Origin of the sequence: Staphylococcus sp. 2S1, from assembly GCF_046721335.1 — a bacterium.
GTDB classification, from domain to species: domain Bacteria; phylum Bacillota; class Bacilli; order Staphylococcales; family Staphylococcaceae; genus Staphylococcus; species Staphylococcus equorum_A.
This window is the reverse complement of sequence record NZ_JBEUUJ010000003.1, coordinates 1,819,623-1,837,829: the sequence shown is the minus strand read 5'-3', so window position 1 is coordinate 1,837,829 and position 18,207 is coordinate 1,819,623. Positions and strand designations below refer to the sequence as shown.

General features: G+C 34.2%; 13 protein-coding genes and 3 pseudogenes. All 16 read right to left on the bottom strand.

Features of this window, described 5'->3' with window-relative positions:
* Window positions 1–1,369: 1,369 nt before the first annotated feature.
* Window positions 1,370–1,618 carry a GlsB/YeaQ/YmgE family stress response membrane protein gene (locus tag ABLV90_RS09825; RefSeq protein ID WP_427707776.1) on the bottom strand — a complete coding sequence of 83 codons (249 nt, stop codon included), beginning with the start codon at window positions 1,616–1,618 and terminating at the stop codon, window positions 1,370–1,372.
* A 516-nt stretch (window positions 1,619–2,134) separates the two neighbouring features.
* Window positions 2,135–2,878 (bottom strand): annotated as a pseudogene (locus tag ABLV90_RS09820) (CHAP domain-containing protein); the annotation flags it as partial.
* Window positions 2,879–2,953: 75 nt separating this feature from the next.
* Window positions 2,954–3,256: pseudogene (locus ABLV90_RS09815) on the bottom strand (SH3 domain-containing protein); the annotation flags it as partial.
* 102 nt (window positions 3,257–3,358) lie between these two features.
* A pseudogene (locus ABLV90_RS09810) lies at window positions 3,359–3,763 on the bottom strand (N-acetylmuramoyl-L-alanine amidase family protein); the annotation flags it as partial.
* 137 nt (window positions 3,764–3,900) lie between these two features.
* Window positions 3,901–4,356: a phage holin family protein gene (locus ABLV90_RS09805; RefSeq protein ID WP_427707773.1), complete on the bottom strand. Its 456-nt coding sequence runs from the start codon at window positions 4,354–4,356 to the stop codon at window positions 3,901–3,903.
* 36 nt (window positions 4,357–4,392) lie between these two features.
* The gene (locus ABLV90_RS09800) at window positions 4,393–4,950 is read right to left on the bottom strand and encodes an XkdX family protein (RefSeq protein WP_460872570.1); all 558 of its coding nucleotides are present in this window, start codon (window positions 4,948–4,950) and stop codon (window positions 4,393–4,395) included.
* A 10-nt stretch (window positions 4,951–4,960) separates the two neighbouring features.
* Window positions 4,961–5,902: a hypothetical protein gene (locus tag ABLV90_RS09795; protein ID WP_460872569.1), complete on the bottom strand. Its 942-nt coding sequence runs from the start codon at window positions 5,900–5,902 to the stop codon at window positions 4,961–4,963.
* Entirely contained in the window at window positions 5,889–6,488 is a 600-nt protein-coding gene (locus tag ABLV90_RS09790; protein ID WP_460872568.1) for a BppU family phage baseplate upper protein, read from the bottom strand. Before ABLV90_RS09790 ends, ABLV90_RS09795 begins: the two co-directional genes overlap by 14 nt.
* A gap of 11 nt (window positions 6,489–6,499) precedes the next feature.
* Window positions 6,500–8,629: a peptidase G2 autoproteolytic cleavage domain-containing protein gene (locus ABLV90_RS09785; protein WP_460872567.1), complete on the bottom strand. Its 2,130-nt coding sequence runs from the start codon at window positions 8,627–8,629 to the stop codon at window positions 6,500–6,502.
* Window positions 8,610–9,116: a hypothetical protein gene (locus ABLV90_RS09780; protein WP_460872566.1), complete on the bottom strand. Its 507-nt coding sequence runs from the start codon at window positions 9,114–9,116 to the stop codon at window positions 8,610–8,612. The genes ABLV90_RS09785 and ABLV90_RS09780 overlap by 20 nt, the downstream gene beginning before the upstream one ends.
* A gap of 19 nt (window positions 9,117–9,135) precedes the next feature.
* Window positions 9,136–9,738: a hypothetical protein gene (locus tag ABLV90_RS09775; protein WP_427707761.1), complete on the bottom strand. Its 603-nt coding sequence runs from the start codon at window positions 9,736–9,738 to the stop codon at window positions 9,136–9,138.
* Entirely contained in the window at window positions 9,731–11,317 is a 1,587-nt protein-coding gene (locus ABLV90_RS09770; protein WP_427707758.1) for a prophage endopeptidase tail family protein, read from the bottom strand. The genes ABLV90_RS09775 and ABLV90_RS09770 overlap by 8 nt, the downstream gene beginning before the upstream one ends.
* A gap of 9 nt (window positions 11,318–11,326) precedes the next feature.
* Window positions 11,327–12,163, bottom strand: coding sequence for a phage tail domain-containing protein (locus tag ABLV90_RS09765; RefSeq protein WP_427707756.1), 837 nt, complete (start codon window positions 12,161–12,163; stop codon window positions 11,327–11,329).
* A 2-nt stretch (window positions 12,164–12,165) separates the two neighbouring features.
* Window positions 12,166–16,923 (bottom strand): phage tail tape measure protein, encoded by a 4,758-nt coding sequence (locus tag ABLV90_RS09760; RefSeq protein ID WP_460872565.1) that lies wholly within the window; start codon window positions 16,921–16,923, stop codon window positions 12,166–12,168.
* Window positions 16,901–17,080, bottom strand: a complete 180-nt coding sequence (locus ABLV90_RS09755) for a phage tail tape measure protein (protein ID WP_460872564.1) — start codon at window positions 17,078–17,080, stop codon at window positions 16,901–16,903. The genes ABLV90_RS09760 and ABLV90_RS09755 overlap by 23 nt, the downstream gene beginning before the upstream one ends.
* Entirely contained in the window at window positions 17,025–18,197 is a 1,173-nt protein-coding gene (locus ABLV90_RS09750; RefSeq protein ID WP_460872563.1) for a hypothetical protein, read from the bottom strand. The genes ABLV90_RS09755 and ABLV90_RS09750 overlap by 56 nt, the downstream gene beginning before the upstream one ends.
* Window positions 18,198–18,207: the final 10 nt, after the last annotated feature.

Below are 18,207 nucleotides of genomic sequence, written 5' to 3'. Positions count from 1 at the left end.
AACAAAACAAAATTTTATCCTATTTCCACAATATCCTTTAAATTTATCTTAATTAAACCAGTTCCTTCATATAAATAGAGTATTCATTAATCAAATAAAAAACCCCCTCTAATTATAGAAGGGGCAAAGTATAAAATACTACTAAAGGAGTCCGTGTAAACGGATAAATCTATTTTAACATAAGCATAAAAATAGGCAACCTATTATGGTAGGCTGCCTAGATACTTAAGAGGACTTCTAAATTGTTAGGAAATAAAGAAGTATGTATACTATAAAATAAAAACCACCCAGTGACATGCGTAGGTAGTTAGGGATGTAAATTGGCTTACGGATAATCCGCAGGAGTCGATGCATGTAATAATACTTTACCACATTAAACAAAAAAATAACCACCCAGAAGGGTGGCATTGTTAAGAGGAGGCGATATGAATCGCCTATTATTAGGCTAACGTAAAAAATAGAGCAAGCACATGACAGTGCCTACTCTTCAAATATTTAAACGTAGCGACAATATGTCTAAAAACAATTGTAACTATACATTACCATCTTATTTTATTTATTAAACATAAGATTAGCCACCCCAAAAGGTGCCTGAGTATAATTTTGAGGACGTTTAATTGCGTCCATAATTTATATCCCCCACTATAATACTTTTAAAACATAAAAAAGACACCCCTTTTTCTAAAGGAATGTCTTCTTGTATAGTAATAACGCGTACGTTTGATAAACTTGTCAAACATATCGATCTTAATCATGGAGAATACTTTAATTTCCTATTATCGGTTAGGAAATTAAATACTAAAGGGTGTACTATAGAAGGAATAGTTTAGTTACCTATTCCTTATTAAAGCTTAACACTAATACAAGTTAATACAAGTTAATAATTATATATGTTGTTAGTTATAAATAAATACACTCATACTTAAAATAAAAAAGAACAAATACTGGACAAATGTTTCTGCTCTTATAAAAGAATATCCAGTAGTAAGTGTTAACAATTATTTTAATGAACTCATGAACACAATAAAACACTTGTTCGTATATGTAAATGAAAAATTGTAAATCGACAAAATTCTCTTTTTGGTAATTTAACTATATGTATTCAATAACCTATGTGGTAAAAAAGCTACTTTGTTCCACTTAGACATAAAAAAAGCTCCTAATTAAAGGAGCACAAACTTAATTAATACATTGGAGTCCGTCTGAACGGATAAATTTATTTTAACATAAATAAACACCCAGTGACATGCTTGGGTGATAAAAAGGTGTCTTTACACATATTATATATAGGGTTGGATCAATGCTACATGTAATAGTATTTTACCACAAAACAAAAACACCCACCAGTTGGTGAGTGTTGATAATCTCATTATTTTCTAATAGCTTTCATAATAAATGAAACAACTAAAATCAATATTATAGCTCCGATTAACGCGGGCAAGATTGGAACTCCACCTAAAACCGGCCCCCACATACCTAATAATCTACTACCAATAGCTGAACCGATTAAACCGGCAATAATATTACCGATAATCCCGCCAGGCACATCTTTACCTAAAATAGCTCCGGCTAGCCAACCAATTAAGCCACCTACTATAATCATTATTATAAATCCCATAGTATCTCTCCTTTTTTGAATCTTTATACAAACTTTATATTATCATTCTTAATTTTCATAAACAAAGAAAAAAGCTGAATTTAATAACCACCCCGAAAGGTGGTTGTAATTAGAAATAAATTTGATAGTTATTAACCATCTATTTCTAGCTTACCACAAAACGCTACTTGGACAGAGTAGTGTTTCAGTGAAATAAGAGGAAGCATTGGAATAGTACACTACATTAATATGTTTACCCCTTTACTTTATATTCAAACTATAAAATACAAATAAAAAAGACGCCGAAGCGTCCAAAACTAATTGTAAAGATTAGTTCATTTAAGGAAAGGATATACACATATATTATCTGAATATTCTATATATTTCAATAGATAATGAAAAAGAGCAAACACTGGACAAATGTGTCTCGCTCATCGATAACTTGAATATAGCTACTGAAAGTGAGTAAGCTTATACAAAATGGTTAGAACGTCTGTTGATATTTTTCGCACAAAATATCTAAATTAACCATATCATCTATTTCCACTCAATGGTACCCCAATACTTTTCATACTTAATTCGCTCTTGTTTATCTGTAATCTTACATACGGCTAAGTAGAAATAACCCGCACTTGGATTAGTAGGATATTTAAACTTAACCCACCAATATCCATCCTTTTTAGTAACACTCACAAAGTCTACCCATTCATTCGCGTAAATCCATGACCCAGTATCAACAATCTCTCCACTTAAACTAGGAGCACGTCTTACTTTGATTGTAGTGTTTGCAGTGAAACGACCTTTCCAGTTCCAAGTTGTTTTTTGAGGAACTTTAAAGTTAGGGCGAATAAAATACATATTTGGATCATAAGGATGTGTACGTTTAGTTACAGTTTCCCAACCTGTGCCCCCTTGTTCTGGACCTTCTGTCCAACCGCCACCTAACCAATTCTGTTCTAAGATAGTTAGTTGATTTAAAGTAGCTGAAATTACATAACCTACATGACCCGCACCATCTCCAAATGTATATGGGAAGATAACCATGTCACCAGGTTGAGCCAAAAAGTCTAGCGTATTTTTATAAACTGTAGCTTTGTCTTTCAACATTTCTTTATTATCTATGTGTATATCTTTGGCGTAATCACCCTGTAAAGATGTACCAGGAAATAGTTTAACCCACCCTACGTTTGCATAGTCATAGCATTGATAACCATACCAACGATCAAAATCATATTGCTTACCTATTGTATTATTTAGCCAAACTAAAAATTCATTTTTTGTCATTTCTGCATTTGCCATTATATTACCTCCAATTAAAATTAAAAAGCCGACACAATGTGCCGACTCAATTCATATTTACTTCCAAGTAATAGTTCCCCAGTAGTTTTCATTCTTGATTTTTTCTTGCGGATCAGTAATTCGACATACTGCACAATAGAAATAATCATCGCTTGAACCTGGAGCTACATATTTAAAACGAATCCACCAGTAACCATCAGCTTTAATAATTTGGTCAAATGGAACATAATCGTTTTTATCATATAACCATGAGTTTTTATCGACTAATGTTCCACTTGTACTAGGTGATTTACGTACTTTAATGCCTTTATCATTTGTAGGTTGTGGGTAATAAGTACCTGCCCAATTCCACTTCGTTTTTTCGTTTGGTAATTCAACTTTTTTATAATAATTTGCTACGATGTTATCTAAATTAGCTGTAGCTCTACTATATCCAGCTGCTTGTAAAACGTTACCAGGGTCTTGTTTATCTGCTTGGATATCTTGGTGACCCGGCATTTCAGTTTTATAATCAATATCCCAATATTCAGCTAAGTACGCTAAAACACGTGCACCATTATCTAATGATTTTTGTGTTCTTGCCTTATCGCTAAAGTAACAAATTTCAACCCCTGTTGCGCCATCATTTGCATTTACGCCATACCATGCATTGTCAGTCGGTGTACTTGGTAATACATGATAAGCTACTTCATCTACAGGGATACAAATAATTGCTTCTTTTTCGTCCACAAAAATATGTGCTGACGCAATACCTTGTTGAATGTTATGCGTATTTTCATAATAATCTACGTTATTCTGTGCTGTTGAATTTGGGTTACCTGTATCATGTGCTACTAGAAATTCTGGTTTACCTTTTCTTAATTTCATACCTGGACGTCTCGTTCCGATTGTTAATAATTGGTATCTAACTGATACACCATTCCATGTTTCTGCCATATTAAATGACCTCCTAATATAATTTATGGCCAAGACTACTCTGTCATGACCACATAAAAAAGCCGTTACTAACGTAACGACTCATCATTTTCTTTTTTGTTTTCATTTATAAAATCATTTTTTAAGCTATCTTTGTTGTCATTTTTAGTTGATTTAATGACGTTTAGTTTTTCTGATATCTCTTTAGGGACAAGTACACCCATTTCAGCACAGTTTTCTACAATACTTAATCCTTCATTGGCCATATAGAAGAATATAGTTAATACTACAAGTCCACCGCTTAACCCAAGTACCTGATCAATTATATTTGCGAGAATGACAATAAAGAATATAAATATTTTCCTAGAAAAACCAAACAATGATTTCCTACTCCATAAATTTTTATTTTTAATTGCTTTACCAATCCCAGTACCTATATCTAATGCCATTAATATCATTAAAAAGTATAATAATTTTAAATCTCCTGCATAAATAAAGGTATTAAATGCTTCTGTCTCTGTAAACCTCACTGTAACTTCCTCCATTTTTTCACCTGCTTTCTATAAAATAAAACCACAATCCTAAGCCTGTGGTTGTTCTGGGTAATCTTCACCAGTGATTTCTTTGTATTGTTCTTTGGTTGTTACACCTAACTCAACATACGTTTGAATGTCCTCGTTTGTGTAACAATTAATGTCGTAAAAATATTTGATAGAATCAAATCCTGGATACATATTAAATTTCCCTTTCAATTTGGCAATCTCTACTAATGTGTTTGCTTGTCGCTGTTCAATTTCTTTTAATCTTTGTTCCTTCTTAGTTAATTCTGTTAATGTATCTGCTTGTTTCTGTTGCGTTTTAATTAACTGGTTAGCTGTTTTAGTAACTTGCATTTGTGCTTGGGCTAACATTATTTCACTAACTTTTGGAATATGAGGTTTCTTTTCAGGTAAACTTTCTTCATATTCCTCTTTAGTAGTACCAATCCACTCATTACCATTAAAATAAAATGGACTGTAAATACCACTTGGTGGTGGGTTTTCAGTCCATGATTCCTCTGGATATTGATATTCTCCTTCCTCATTTTCAAACGCTAGATAAGGTGTTCCGTCATATAAATATACTTGTTTAAAGTTCATGTTTTACCTCCTATTCTACCCAGCTAAATTCGCCGTAAAAGTAATCAGTTTCATTCCATATTTCTCGCTTATCAGTTTCTATATAAACATAAACCGACCCACTAGGAAATATTCCTACTAAGCCATAACCTTTATTTATTGGAACTCGAACATGATGGAATTGTACGTTTTTAGCAAAATTAGCAGGTAAATTAGCCACAACTGTTTGATGTGTAACATTAGAAACATTAATACGGACACGTTTTTCTTTTCTATTACCATGCTCTATGATGCGATAAGCACAATCAAAACCGTTGTCTTGTTCTGCTTTAAAAGCACTATCTTTTTTTGCGCCATTCATAGCGTTATAAGGAATCCAACCAGTGTCGGATTGCTCAATAAACATTTCTTTCCAATCGTAATTATCTGCCCCGTTAGTATGGATAGTTTTATAGAATGTTTTCATATTATAGTTCATAACAACTTTTATTTGAGCTCTTCCTGAACCCGCTCTAGTAACATCAATCTCTACAAATGATGAATTATTAATTCCTGATGGGAATCCTTGAGCACTAGCATTATCACTAGTAACTGTTTCATAGAATCCAGGTGGTAATGCTGTTACATCTGTAAAACTACCTTTTGCTAGATAAATTCTTGAACCGTCATCATTAGTTAATTTATACTTTTGCCAACTCAACTTTCCTAATTCTTCATCTAAGATTTGAGGTGATAGGAATCCGTTATCTTCAACTGTTTGATTAAACTCAGTAATCTTTGAATCTACGTGTTCAGTAGCTTCAGTTGTTGTTGCATTAATAGCATTTATGCTTGTTGATGCTGTATCTTGAACGCTTGTTTTAGCATTATTAGCTGTAGTATTTATATCTCCTACTGCGTCTGTTTTAACTTTATTCAATTCAGTTTTACCTTGAGTAATATACGTTTGAATATCTGTTTTACCATCGAGCAACAATAGCGTTAAGTGTTTCTACACCTTGTTGTAATACTGATTTCATTTCTGCTACATAATCTGCACCATTAGCTATAGCTTCTTCAATGTTTTTAACTTTTTGCTCGATACGCATTTTAAGTTGGTCAAACATACGAATGTATTCAATCTTCGTGAATGAAGAAATTTTATTAATAAGTGCGTCCGCAACTTCAAAAGTAAATTTTCTAAATACTGCTACCTCATTATATTCAGGTTTACCACTCACATTGTTCACGGCAATATAGACTTGCCCTTTAACTTTGGTTGAAGTGCTAGCTTGTAAAAACTCTTTATCTAAAGTGATCGTTACTATCCCATTATTAGAATCTTCTATATCTAACTCAATTACATCCGAAGCACTTCCATTATCTGATTCGAAATAAGCATATGCCGTGAGGTTATTATTGTGAATTAATAGTGGACCTTTTGTATTACTTAACTGAAATCTTAGTATTGCTGTGTTTTCATCTAAATTATAAAAACCAACCCCTAAATCAGAGATTGGTTTTAAATAAGGTTCAGATTTTAATTTAAATAGCGCTTTCTTATCTATTCCGTTAGTCACATAATCACTCCTTATTTTACTAATACGACTCCTACACCGTACCCTTTTTCATTATCGTAAGGTGTTGTTATTTCTAACACTCTGTAATTGCCGTTGTTATTATCTTTCGTACCAATACCTTTATTAGGTTTGATATAGTCGTTAGCTTGTACTGTAGAATCAATTCTAGTAAAGACTTGCCCCATAAGTCCCACAACATTCCACTCAGGACGATTAGCACGAGAAATATATTCTTCATCTTTCTCAGTGTAATCAGGATTAGGAATTTCTACTTCAACTTCTTCTGAATAAGTGTTTCCTTCGTCATCTTGCCATTCTTTAGTTACCCATTCAGTTAAAGTTACACCGAATTCATCTTTTAAGAATTTATCTTTATGGTGGAACATTTGGTCACCGAGTACAACTCCGACTGTGCCTGAAATAATTCCAATTGGCGTATCGTTTGAGTTAGCTTTACGGATATATCTTCCATCAAGTGTAACCATGTAACCATTAGGGATTTCTTGTCCTGATTGAGATTCAAAGTACTCCGCATAGTCACCAAAGTTCTGCCCTGCTGTGATAGTACCTTTTGATTTAACACTACCTGAAGTACCTTTAACTTGGAATGTAGTATTTTCATACTTGGCTCCATCGGTACCATAGCCCATAGCAAACATATAATTATCTTCAGTTTTAACACCACGAGAGTTAACTATTGTTTGAGCATATCTACCTGTAGAAGTTTCTGATTCTAATGAGTTCATTACTGAACTACGTGAACCGTATGCTTTAGAACCACTACCGACTCCTGCAATCCAAGAACGGTCACTATATGCAAAGGAGTTACCTGTAGAAGCAATAACTGCTGAACGTTCTGCAACTGCACCCGAACCAGTAGAGCCACCACTGAATCCACCTTTAACTACAGTAGGAACTACTTTATAGGCTTTATTTGTAATGAATGCTGAGTTCTTATAGTTTTCAGCATTTACTCCAACAATTTCTGCTGTGTTGTTGTATAGCTCTAATCCGTTACCAGTTCCTTGACCTTGTAAGTTAGCGTTGATAATACGGAAATCGTAAATACCTCCACCGCCTGCAATACCGATATTCTGAGAAGAGCTCAAAATATTAATGTTACTTAAAGTAATTTTCTTACCTCTGTTACCTCCACCGAATATTTTAATATCGGCTTGTGAGTTCTTGAATCCTGTAACGTTAATGTTGTTTAACATGATATTCTCACTCATGAATTGAACAGCTATAGCAGGTTGTCCTGCTGTGAACTTACCATCACCAACTGCACTAAAATTATTAACTTGTACGTTTCTATATGCTGAGATAATCAAAGCACGAGGAGTTGTATTTGGATAAACTTTATTGTCGTAAGGTTCTACTGCTGTACAGTTAGTCATTACAATACTGTGAGCTGTTTTAGACTTAACGTCTCCTGCTCTGTGATGCCCAATGTGTCGGAAGTTATAAGCACGTGAATCGTGAATACTCATATGATTACTAATCATTACGTTATTAGGAGCAGATGTAGGAGCATGGGCTTTAACCTCTATACCGCCATAGTTCATTTCAGTAGTGTTATTATCTAACATTACATGTTGTGAACCATCATCTATTTCAATACCGTTATTATTTCCTCCACCAGTTGCGTGATGTAGATAACTATTAGTGATTAACAAGTATCTTGAGTGGTGGGTAGTGATACCATCATCACCAAAACCACTTGCTTCACAATCACTAATGTGAATGTATTTACTTTCCAATTCTTCATTAACTCTTACACCATCGCCTTCATAGAAATAATCATCACTAGCAAAAGTTATATCGAATCCATGAAGTAATGAATCAATTGATTTAATGTTACTTGCAAAACCATGTTTAACACCGGCAAATCTAACGTTTGAAGATAATGAACCACCGGCAGGAGCAAATTTCTTATCTTGTCTCCACTTGTTACCGTTAACTGTAAAGTCTTTAATACCAATGTTATGAGCATTACCTGACATATCATCATTAGTAATTACAATGTTCTCAGCAGGTGTTTCATCTGCTAATTTAATAAAAGTAATATCTTTACCTTCACCTGATAACACAGTGTTGTTTGGTAATTTAATTCCAGTAACTTTATAAGTTCCTGCTGTCATATGAACGTGAACATCTCCACCTCTTACAGACTTCCTTAAAGGCTTCTGTAGAATCTTCTACACCTGTAGGGTCTGCTCCGAAGTCATCAACGTTTACAATACGTTCAATCTTCTTATTAAGATAATTAAAGTTTTCTTCCATTTTGTTTTTAATGATTTCAAAATCATACTTTAATCGTTTGGATAATATTGGTTGGTTAGTACCATCTAAAGCTGTTCGAGAATCTTTTAGCTCTTCTATTCCGTTCCCATTATGTCCAATAATTAAGCCCTCAATACGTCCATCCTGATATTGTAATTCATCATGAACATTTGAGAGCTTGTAATCAATTTGATTAGCATTATGTGCGTGTTTGTCTTCAGTTTTATGAAGTTCAAATCTTTTATCTGAATCTTTAAAAGCATCTAATATTTTTTTAAAGTTTGCTACTGTTTTATATCTGTAGTCTTGTCCTAACTCAATAGGAAAGTCTGTATATAGCCTCATCTATTTTTTCTCCTTATCATTATTCTAACCAAGTAAACTCTTGATACACCCAATTAGTGGTTTTTTGGTCATCAGGATGAATAAAAGCCATTACTTTTCCATCCTTTGTACATTCAATAGTTACGGCATGTCTATAGCCTTGACCTCTAGAAATGAATGACTGATTATTTGTAACAAACCCCGTTGGTAGTTGAGCTATTTGCATATTTGAACCGGTAATATTAGACACATTCAATCTAATAGAACGTACAACAAACATATGAGGGATTAAGCTATTACCTGCTCTAACCTCTCTAATACCGCATTTAAATCCAGTTCCTACAGCATTATTTTTCATAGTTGGTGGTACATCTATATCTATCCAACCGGTATCTCCTACCATGTCTCCAAGAGCTACATCAAAAACATTTAGTAGTTTCTGTTGTTCTGCTAAAGTCTTATTAGCTGTTTCTACAGTCTTGTTAACCTTGTCTATAGTTGTGTTTAATTCATCTATCTTAGTATTGATATCAACTATAGTGCTATCACTTGAAAGCCCTGTAACAGCTTCCATATCCGTTCTAGGGTAGTAAGTTTCCCCATCGTTATCTTTTAAATATCTATGTGGTATTTCTCTATCCATCTATTAACGTCACCCCCACAATGTCTGAATAGTTTTCTGGCATAGTAAAAGACGACCCACCAAGTGAACCGCCTTTAACTAAATTATTCATTCTTTTTATATTTCTACTTATACCTTGTTGAATTTTTATAATATCAGTTGGTGAGTTACTGAAATCAACTTCCACTGGTTCGTTCACGATTGGATGTGAATATGTTAACTTAACCACTTTCAAATCTAAGTTGTAACCAAGTGGTTGATGAATAAATCGAATCTCACTATTTTCATGAATATCATCATTCTTTAAGTAATGCTTATCCTCCATAGATCCTAAATAGTTAGTTGATACTTCCACTGTGGGTTCATCGTTTAATTCTTGAATAAGTTTTTTCCTTAATTCTGTTTTATCAAGCACGTTATCGTCATATAATGTTGGTGCCACTTTAGGGTCGTCGTTATCATAATGTGGAGAATAATATTCATCTGTAACATGATAAACATCAGTGCCTTTCAATGCGGCAGTTAAATTCAACACTGTTGATTTCTCTGTCCCTACATACATACATGGTTTAGATTTCTTATAATCAACACCACTCTTAGCACCTCTGAACACTGCTTTAAAAGTATGGTTACCTTTTGATAAGCGTTGAGCAATGATAATCTTTTCAGTCGTTGCAGTTTTGCTATAACATTCATATCTGCCCACATGTTCATCATCTAAATAGATATCTAACACACCGCCTTTAGACATTTTCTTTAATGTCCATTCAAGTGTTTCATTACCCCATTTACAATTAAATGTTTTAGTGTAACTAGCGCCAACACTTTCAGTACGCCAAGTGCCATCTTTGATGAATGCACCAGAATAGTTTAAGTCTTTAGGTTTCATAGGATTATAGTTTTTTGTTTCAGCTTTCGTTTTCTTCTTACCAAAACCCTGTATATAGTTAAATAGGTCTGTAGTCGTTGTAGTAGCTTGTACTTCACTAGAGTTATACTTGTATATTAAAGGTATGTCTGCGGCTTTATAAAAACTTTCTTCATCATAGATATAAATCTTTTTGTTATCTGCAAAGTAAATATAATTAAATAATTCTGCCCCTTCGGTTAAGTATTCCATTCCGTTTTTATTACCTAGTTCATCTACTGCTACTCGTTGGTCAAACTTACCTATAATTTTGTAAGTATAACCAATCTTATTGCCCTTAAAACCAAAATCTAAATACTGTTCTAATGTCATTGTAGGCTTACTATTTTCTTCTGTTTCTTCATTGTTAAGTTCTTCGTTTTCCAAATCTTTTTGTATATAGTGATTTTGGAACTCCATAAATATATGTTTCGCAGTGACTTCATTTATCACATTCATACCGTCATATTTAATTGCCGTCGACTTCACAACATAGTTTTGCCCTTTCCATTCAAGTAACATTTCGTTAAGTAATGATTCGAATAAATCCCAATTCATAGAGGTTTTATATATAGTGAAATCAATAGATCTTTCATTGTTCCGTTCATAACTAAGTTTCCAAGAACCAAAGTCATAATCGGTGAGTATCTCTCCGAAAGTACCTTTTCTATTCTTTAGTATCATGTCTTTCAATTCATTCACCTACCTATATATGAACGGGAATATCCATTGAGTTGATACTTTGCTTATATTCTCGCCTGTAATTTCTATATTGTTAAAACCTTCATTTAATGTTAACCATTGCCAATTAGTGTCAATACCTACACGATTGTTATTAATAAAAGGATGTACGCCATTTATGGTTAGCGTTTGATTACTCTTAATAGCTTTCTTGTACTCGAATGTGTCATTAGTAGTTTTGTTAGTTATCTTAAAACCTTTAGGTGCGTCTATGTTAACGATTAACTTGAATCTGTGTCTTAGCAAAGGATTTATTGTGTCTGATGACCCATTGTATATTTTATAACTAGTCGTATCGTGCTTGTATTTAATTTCGTCGTCAGATAACAAACCGCCTTCAAATTGCCAATCACCACTAGATAAACTAAATTCATCTGTATCTTTAAGTGATTCGGAATATCCTTTTTTGACGCTGAAAGTCATTTCAAAACGAGTTGCTGAAAAGTCTGTATAATCTGGATTCATATCTGGATTATTAACTAAATACTTTCTACCTGGATTGTTTGAACTAACAACATAATAAGGTTTTCTTCTATAAAACAAATTCCTTAATATTTGTTCCATTAAGCTAATGTCTTTTTCATCTATCCCATCAAGACCAAATTTAACAACTAAATTAAAAGGTGAGAAAGAAGCTACACTAGGTAACTCACCATCTACGCCCTTTATTGTTATACTGTCTTCCACTGAAGTAGGATATGTTGACTTCGCATCTAGAAAAATAAATTTACTAATATGTTCATTAATATTTGTCGTTCCATTTTCATCTATGATTTTCAACCATCTATCTTCCGCCATTTCTAACCTCCTTGACTATAACTAGCCATGCGCATATTCTCTCCTAAGATTTGTGAAATAACGTTTGCTACATCTTTAGGATTACCTTGCTTTTGATTGCTTAACAAACTAATGATTGTTTGAGTAAGTTTATTATTTTGATCGTTCACTCTAACAAGTTGTTTCAATAACTTTTCAATAGTTGAGTTGTCATTATTCACTGTTACATTAGTTTTTCCTGTATCCATACCAACATATTGCATTGCTTGCTCTATAAGTTGAACAGCTCTATTACGTTTAGTTAAAGGAATAACCATTTCAGCTTTATTTCCTTCTCCTATTTCAGCAATTTGATGCTTAGTAACCATACCACCGTTTGCGTATCTTCTTGGACCATTCGGTGACCGACCACCATTAGGATTGAACTGACTTCTCCAATATTTATTATTGAAGAAAGCGAGTAATTGGTCATACCCCGATTTAATATTGCCATGACCCTTCATAGCATATGATTTAAAGGTTTGAGGTACATATTGCAGTAAACCTTGTGCTAGATTTCCTGTTTGAGCGTTAATATCGTTAACTCCTGTTGACTGAGTAACACCAGCATTACCGCTAGACTCAGCATTAATAAGTGAGATGATATTTTTCAAATCGTTTCCTTTAAGAGATACATTCATACGATTAGCAGCTTTCTTAATCTCTGGTGCCCATTTACTAGCTGCTTTACTTTGTCCTCCACCTTTTAGCGACTCTAACCATTTCTTAGGGTCTACAGCTGTATCGTTTGATGGATAACCTTTCATTCGTTGGATGTGTAGATGAGGTGTTGTAGAATTACCAGTGTTTCCTGATAAACCAATAACATCTCCAGGACTAACTTTATCCCCTTTTTTGGCTATTAGTTTACTCATGTGCATATACCATTGGAACCATTTACCACCTGGTTCTTCTAAAGTTATTTGGTTACCGCCACCACCTGCTACAGCACTCGACTGAATAATCTTGCCTGCCGTTAATGCTTTAATACTTGTTCCTGTAGGCATTGCAAAGTCCATTCCATAGTGTCGTCCACCATTGAACATTAAACCTCCAGTATAGTGACCAAATGTTTGTAGTATTTGATGTTTTAATAACCAAGTTGCATCTCCGTCTCCGCCTTCAGCTTCTTCAAACCAAGACTTAACTTTGTCTACTAAAGATTTTTTAAGGCTACTAAATGCTAGTCCGACCATTTCCATAGTTTTGTTTTCTTTCCCAAAACTTATATGACCAATCATCTTCTCTACTAATTTGCCAGGTTCTTTAACATAGTCCCAAACATCGCCAATTTTATCACCTAACCAGCCTGTTGCATCTTTACCTTTATCTAATACTTTACTTCCGCCTTTTTTTATAGTGTCAAGGGCATCTTTAGATGCTTCTTTTTTACTATGATAACCATCAGATATATTCTTACCTGTTTCTTTAACTACTCCGCCTGCTGCTTCTTTAAGATAATCTAATTGATTCTTTTTCTTTTTCTTAGTTCCACTAGCAAACCTAGGTAATAGACCCATATCTTTATAACGTTTTGTGTCTCTTGCGTTGTGAACTTTATCCCCAGGATCTAAAGGAACTACTACGTTTCTGCCTTGTGGTGCATGTAATGAGCCATCAGCTTTTTCAATTACTTCTTGAACGCCACCACCTGGTGCATTACCTGCGCCTTTATCATTTACAACAGCTAAAGTTGATTGTCTTAATCCACCATTTGAATCTGTTGCTACATTAGACCCATCATAGGTACCTGTAGATAGATGAGGAATTTCTTTTATTAGGTTTTTATCTGTAATGGCTTTAGATATTTTATTAATACCGCCTATCATGCCATTAAGACCGTCGACTGCTTTATTAGCTACATTTTTACCTAAATCAGAGGCAGCTTTCCCAAAATCTTTACTGATGTTTTTAATCCAATCTAGCGTTTTACCTAACCAACTCTTCCAACTTCCATGAGTTTTTTTAGATTTGTCTTCGCCTTCACCGGCAATTTTGCCAAAAATATCTTTAGCTTTGCCCCACATGTTAGAAAAGTTGCCTTTTGTACTTTTATAGGTTTCGCCAAACCATTTACCTGCCGATTTTGCAACACTGTGTGATTTCGTCTCGACTTTATCGGCTATTTTTCCAAACTTATCTTTGGCTGAACCCCACGAATCTTTGAAGTTGTTTTTTGCGTTTTTAGTAGTTTCACCAAACCATTTTTTTGCACCCTTATAGCCGTTAAGTGCAGAAGATCCTATTTTACTACCTATTTTATTCCAAAAGCCATCTGTAGTTTTCTTTGTTGATTTAAACCAACTTGTAGTTTTACCGGGTAATTGGCTAAACCATTTCTTAGCACCGTTGTAACCAGATTTAGCTGAACTTCCAATCTTGCCTCCAATTTTATCCCAAAACTTGTCGGTGCTTTTCTTAGTGCTCTTGAACCATCCTGCTGTTTTTCCTGGTAACTGACTGAACCATTTTTTTGCACCATTGTATCCTGATTTGGCAGACCCACCTATTTTACTACCTATTTTGCCCCAGAATTTATCAGCACTTTTTTTGGTATCTAAGAACCAACCGCCAACTTTCTTAGCTATTTTTCTCGCGCCACCAATAGAATCGTCCTTCATGATTTCCCATTTAGATTTGACATGTCCTGTTTGGTCATCTATATGTTTTTTTACACCTTTATTTTGCAATTGTGCTTGATCTACTACGTTTTGATGTTGCTTTTCTGCTTTCCCTTTTGATTCATCGTACTGATCTTTTGCATCTTTTATAACTTTATCTGCTTGGTCTTTTGACAAAGTACCTGTTTCGTCTCTTTGTTTTATTGCTTCTGCGACTGTATCTTTATATTTACTTTTAGCATCCTTAACTGTGGTATCACGCTCTTTTGCACTTTCTTTAATAACATTTGCTGCAGCTTGCATTGAGAGCTCACCTTTGTTTTGTTTCATACGTTCAAGGATAGCTTTTTGTTCTACTTCACCCTTAGACAACGATTTAACTGTATTTCTATCTAGTTCTTCTTGAAGTTTCACTAGTTTTTCATTCTCTTTAGTAGTCAATGATCGTTTTTCTTTGTGTGCGATATCGTAAATACTTAAAATCTCATCACTGATTCTCTGAGTTTCTTTAGATTCTTTTTCATTATTAAGTTTAGTGTTTTCTAAAATTTTAGCTTCTTCTGATTTAGAAAGACCACTCGTATCCTTAAATATCTTTTCTAAGCCTTTAACTTCACTATCATGTCGCTTATTAAGTTGTTTTGTTATTTCTTCATTGATATTTCCATATAATGTGGTGATTTGTTGAAACTGTTTATCTCCAATTTTTTCATGAGTAACTTGAATTGTTTCAAGCTTTACTTTCGCTTTTTCGGATAAATTATTATATGCACTCAAAGCTTTCTTAGTTCCTTTTGAAACACTTTTTCCGAATACATTATTTGTATCAGTAGCTTTTGACACTGCATAATGTAGCCCATCAAAACCTTTTTTTATACCTTTAAATAAAGCACCGTCTTGTAAGCCTTTAGCCATATCATCTTTGAATTTATCCCATTCTTTGCCTAATTTTCCAATCCATGAGAAATCGATGTTGGCGCCAATTTGGTTAACAAATTTACCCATATCTTTAAAGCCTTGTTTGAACCAATCCATCTTTTCATAAGCAACACCAAATATTGTTGTAAGTATTGTTAATGGAATCGTCACTTTTCCTAATAATTTTCCGCCGATTTTTACTGCATTACCTAATTTACTGTATTTACCAGTAGTTACAGTTAGCACATTTCCTAGTTTACCAAATAGGCCTTGTTGTGCTTTAGTTGCTTTTCCTGTTGTAGCCAAGGTTCCAGCTGCAGCTTTATTAGCGCTTGCATTAACAACTGCTTCTGCGCTGTTAACTGCCATTTGTCTATTTAGCACTGCATATCCTTTTGCCGCACTGCCAATAGCTCTTAATAATAATCCCGTACCTAACAGAACAGGCCCTGTAGCTGCTGCTACTAAACCTAAAGCAATAGCAATGCCTTTAATCGGTTTCGGCATCTTAGTAAATGACTCTGCCCATTGTCCGAATTTTTTAGTTATTCCTACAACAGCAGGTGCAATAACATTACCTATGTCTTTTCCTAATGCAAAGAGTTGGTTTTTAAAAATTTGAAGCTGAGAACCCATTGTTTTATAACGTGTCTTTGCTTCATTAGTTAAAGCGTTATTTTCTTTCCAACCTTTAGATCCAGTTTTTAAAGCTTTATCTAGAATTTTATGATTATTAGATAATCTACGAATTGTATCAGCTTCACGAATACCCTTAATACCAACATTATCTAGGGCTTTAAGCACACCTTTAGCGCCGCCTTCTGTATTACTCAAACCTTTAACAAACGCAGATAAGGCTTTAGTTGGGTTGTTTTCCCATGTTTCTGCGAACTCTTCACCTGACATACCTGAAGTTTTTGCAAAGCTTTCTAGTGCGTCTCCGCCTTCAGCAGTCGCTTTGGTCATCTTGTTAAAAATTTGAGTCATAGATGTACCGCCACTTTCAGCTTCTATCCCAACTGATGACATTGTTGCTGAAATACTCATAATTTGGTCTGCACTGAATCCTGCTTGTGAACCAGCACCAGCTAATCTTTGACCCATTTCAACAATTTCTTTTTCTGTTGTTGCTGTTGTATTACCAAGTGCAACTACACTTGCTCCCAATCTATCTACTTTATCAATAGGCATACCAGCAGACATTGGCAAATCTTGCGAATTCTGTTGCCGCTTCTTCTGATGTAAGGTTAGTCGCCACTGACATATCTAGCATTGTTTTTGTGAAATCTGTAATCTCTGATTTCTTAACACCTAATTGCCCTGCAGCTTCTGCAACTCCCGCTATTTCTGTTGCTTGCAAAAGGTAATTTCTTAGACATTCCCATTATCTCATTGCTCATTTTGTTTAACTCTGAGCCTGATAAGTTTGTTGTTTTGGCTACGCCTGCTAATGATTGTTCATAATCTACTGCCGCCTTAACAGAAGCACCAAATCCAGCAACTATAGGTGTCGTTACATACATAGACAGGGAACGACCTATGGAACTCATACCGTGTCCCATTCTGCCAAATTTATCCGACATTTTATCAAGATGATCCGCAGTTTTTGTGAATTGACTGTTAGCAATAAGTTGCTCTTTATTGAAAGCTTTCATTTCCTTAGAAGTTCTATCAATAGATTTTTGCAGGTTATTCATTGAAGTACGTTCGTTATTCACTTTTTTCTGAGCATTCGACAAGTTTTGACCATGATTCTTAATTGTTGTATTAAGGTTCTTGTATTCTTTTTCAGTCTGTTTCAACTCAGTATTAGTTTTATCATACGTGTCTTTGACTTTTTTGTTAGTGGATACTAAAGAGTTGTTTTGGTTTCTTAATTTCTTAACTTGAGCATCTTCTTCTTTATACTTTTGAACTAACTCTTTATGTTTTTGGGATTGTTTCTGTGTAGCATCAGCGACTCTTTTAAGCTGTGCAGTAGTAGCTTGATTTGAATTTTTCAATTCTTTTTCAGCTTGTCTAAGTTGCTTTAACTTTTGATAAGCCTTATCTTTTTGCTCCGTAGTACGCTTATACTGAGTTTGTGATTTCTTTAATTCAGCATTAGAGGATTTAATTGCGTCATTAGATTTATCTAGTGCGGCTTTTTCTTTTTTCGTTGCATCGGCTAATGATTTATAGGCCTTTTCGACACTTGAAACTGTCTGTTTGGCCTTTGTATAATTTGCATTTAAGTCTTTAAGCTCCTGTTCTGCTTGCTTAAACATTTGCTTTTGGATTTTCATTTTATTGTTAAGGCCATCTATTCTTGTTTGGTACTGCTTCATAGATTTTTCAGACTTATCAAATGCCGATAAATTAGATTTCAATTCACTGTTTGCTAAACCTAACTGACGTTTTAAACCCTTAAACCCTTCTTCTACTTGAGAGTTATCCATGGTGTTACGTATCGTTACACCTTTTATATTTTCACTCATTTTCTTCCTC

Excerpts from the sequence above, each read along its gene's own strand:
- ABLV90_RS09750 (WP_460872563.1), bottom strand. The coding sequence starts at position 18,197 with ATGAGTGAAAATATAAAAGGTGTAACGATACGTAACACCATGGATAAC.
- ABLV90_RS09760 (WP_460872565.1), bottom strand. The coding sequence starts at position 16,923 with ATGTCTGCTGGTATGCCTATTGATAAAGTAGATAGATTGGGAGCAAGT.
- ABLV90_RS09800 (WP_460872570.1), bottom strand. The coding sequence starts at position 4,950 with ATGAACTTTAAACAAGTATATTTATATGACGGAACACCTTATCTAGCG.
- ABLV90_RS09765 (WP_427707756.1), bottom strand. The coding sequence starts at position 12,163 with ATGGCGGAAGATAGATGGTTGAAAATCATAGATGAAAATGGAACGACA.
- ABLV90_RS09825 (WP_427707776.1), bottom strand. The coding sequence starts at position 1,618 with ATGGGATTTATAATAATGATTATAGTAGGTGGCTTAATTGGTTGGCTA.
- ABLV90_RS09805 (WP_427707773.1), bottom strand. The coding sequence starts at position 4,356 with ATGGAGGAAGTTACAGTGAGGTTTACAGAGACAGAAGCATTTAATACC.
- ABLV90_RS09780 (WP_460872566.1), bottom strand. The coding sequence starts at position 9,116 with ATGAGGCTATATACAGACTTTCCTATTGAGTTAGGACAAGACTACAGA.
- ABLV90_RS09775 (WP_427707761.1), bottom strand. The coding sequence starts at position 9,738 with ATGGATAGAGAAATACCACATAGATATTTAAAAGATAACGATGGGGAA.
- ABLV90_RS09785 (WP_460872567.1), bottom strand. The coding sequence starts at position 8,629 with ATGACAGCAGGAACTTATAAAGTTACTGGAATTAAATTACCAAACAAC.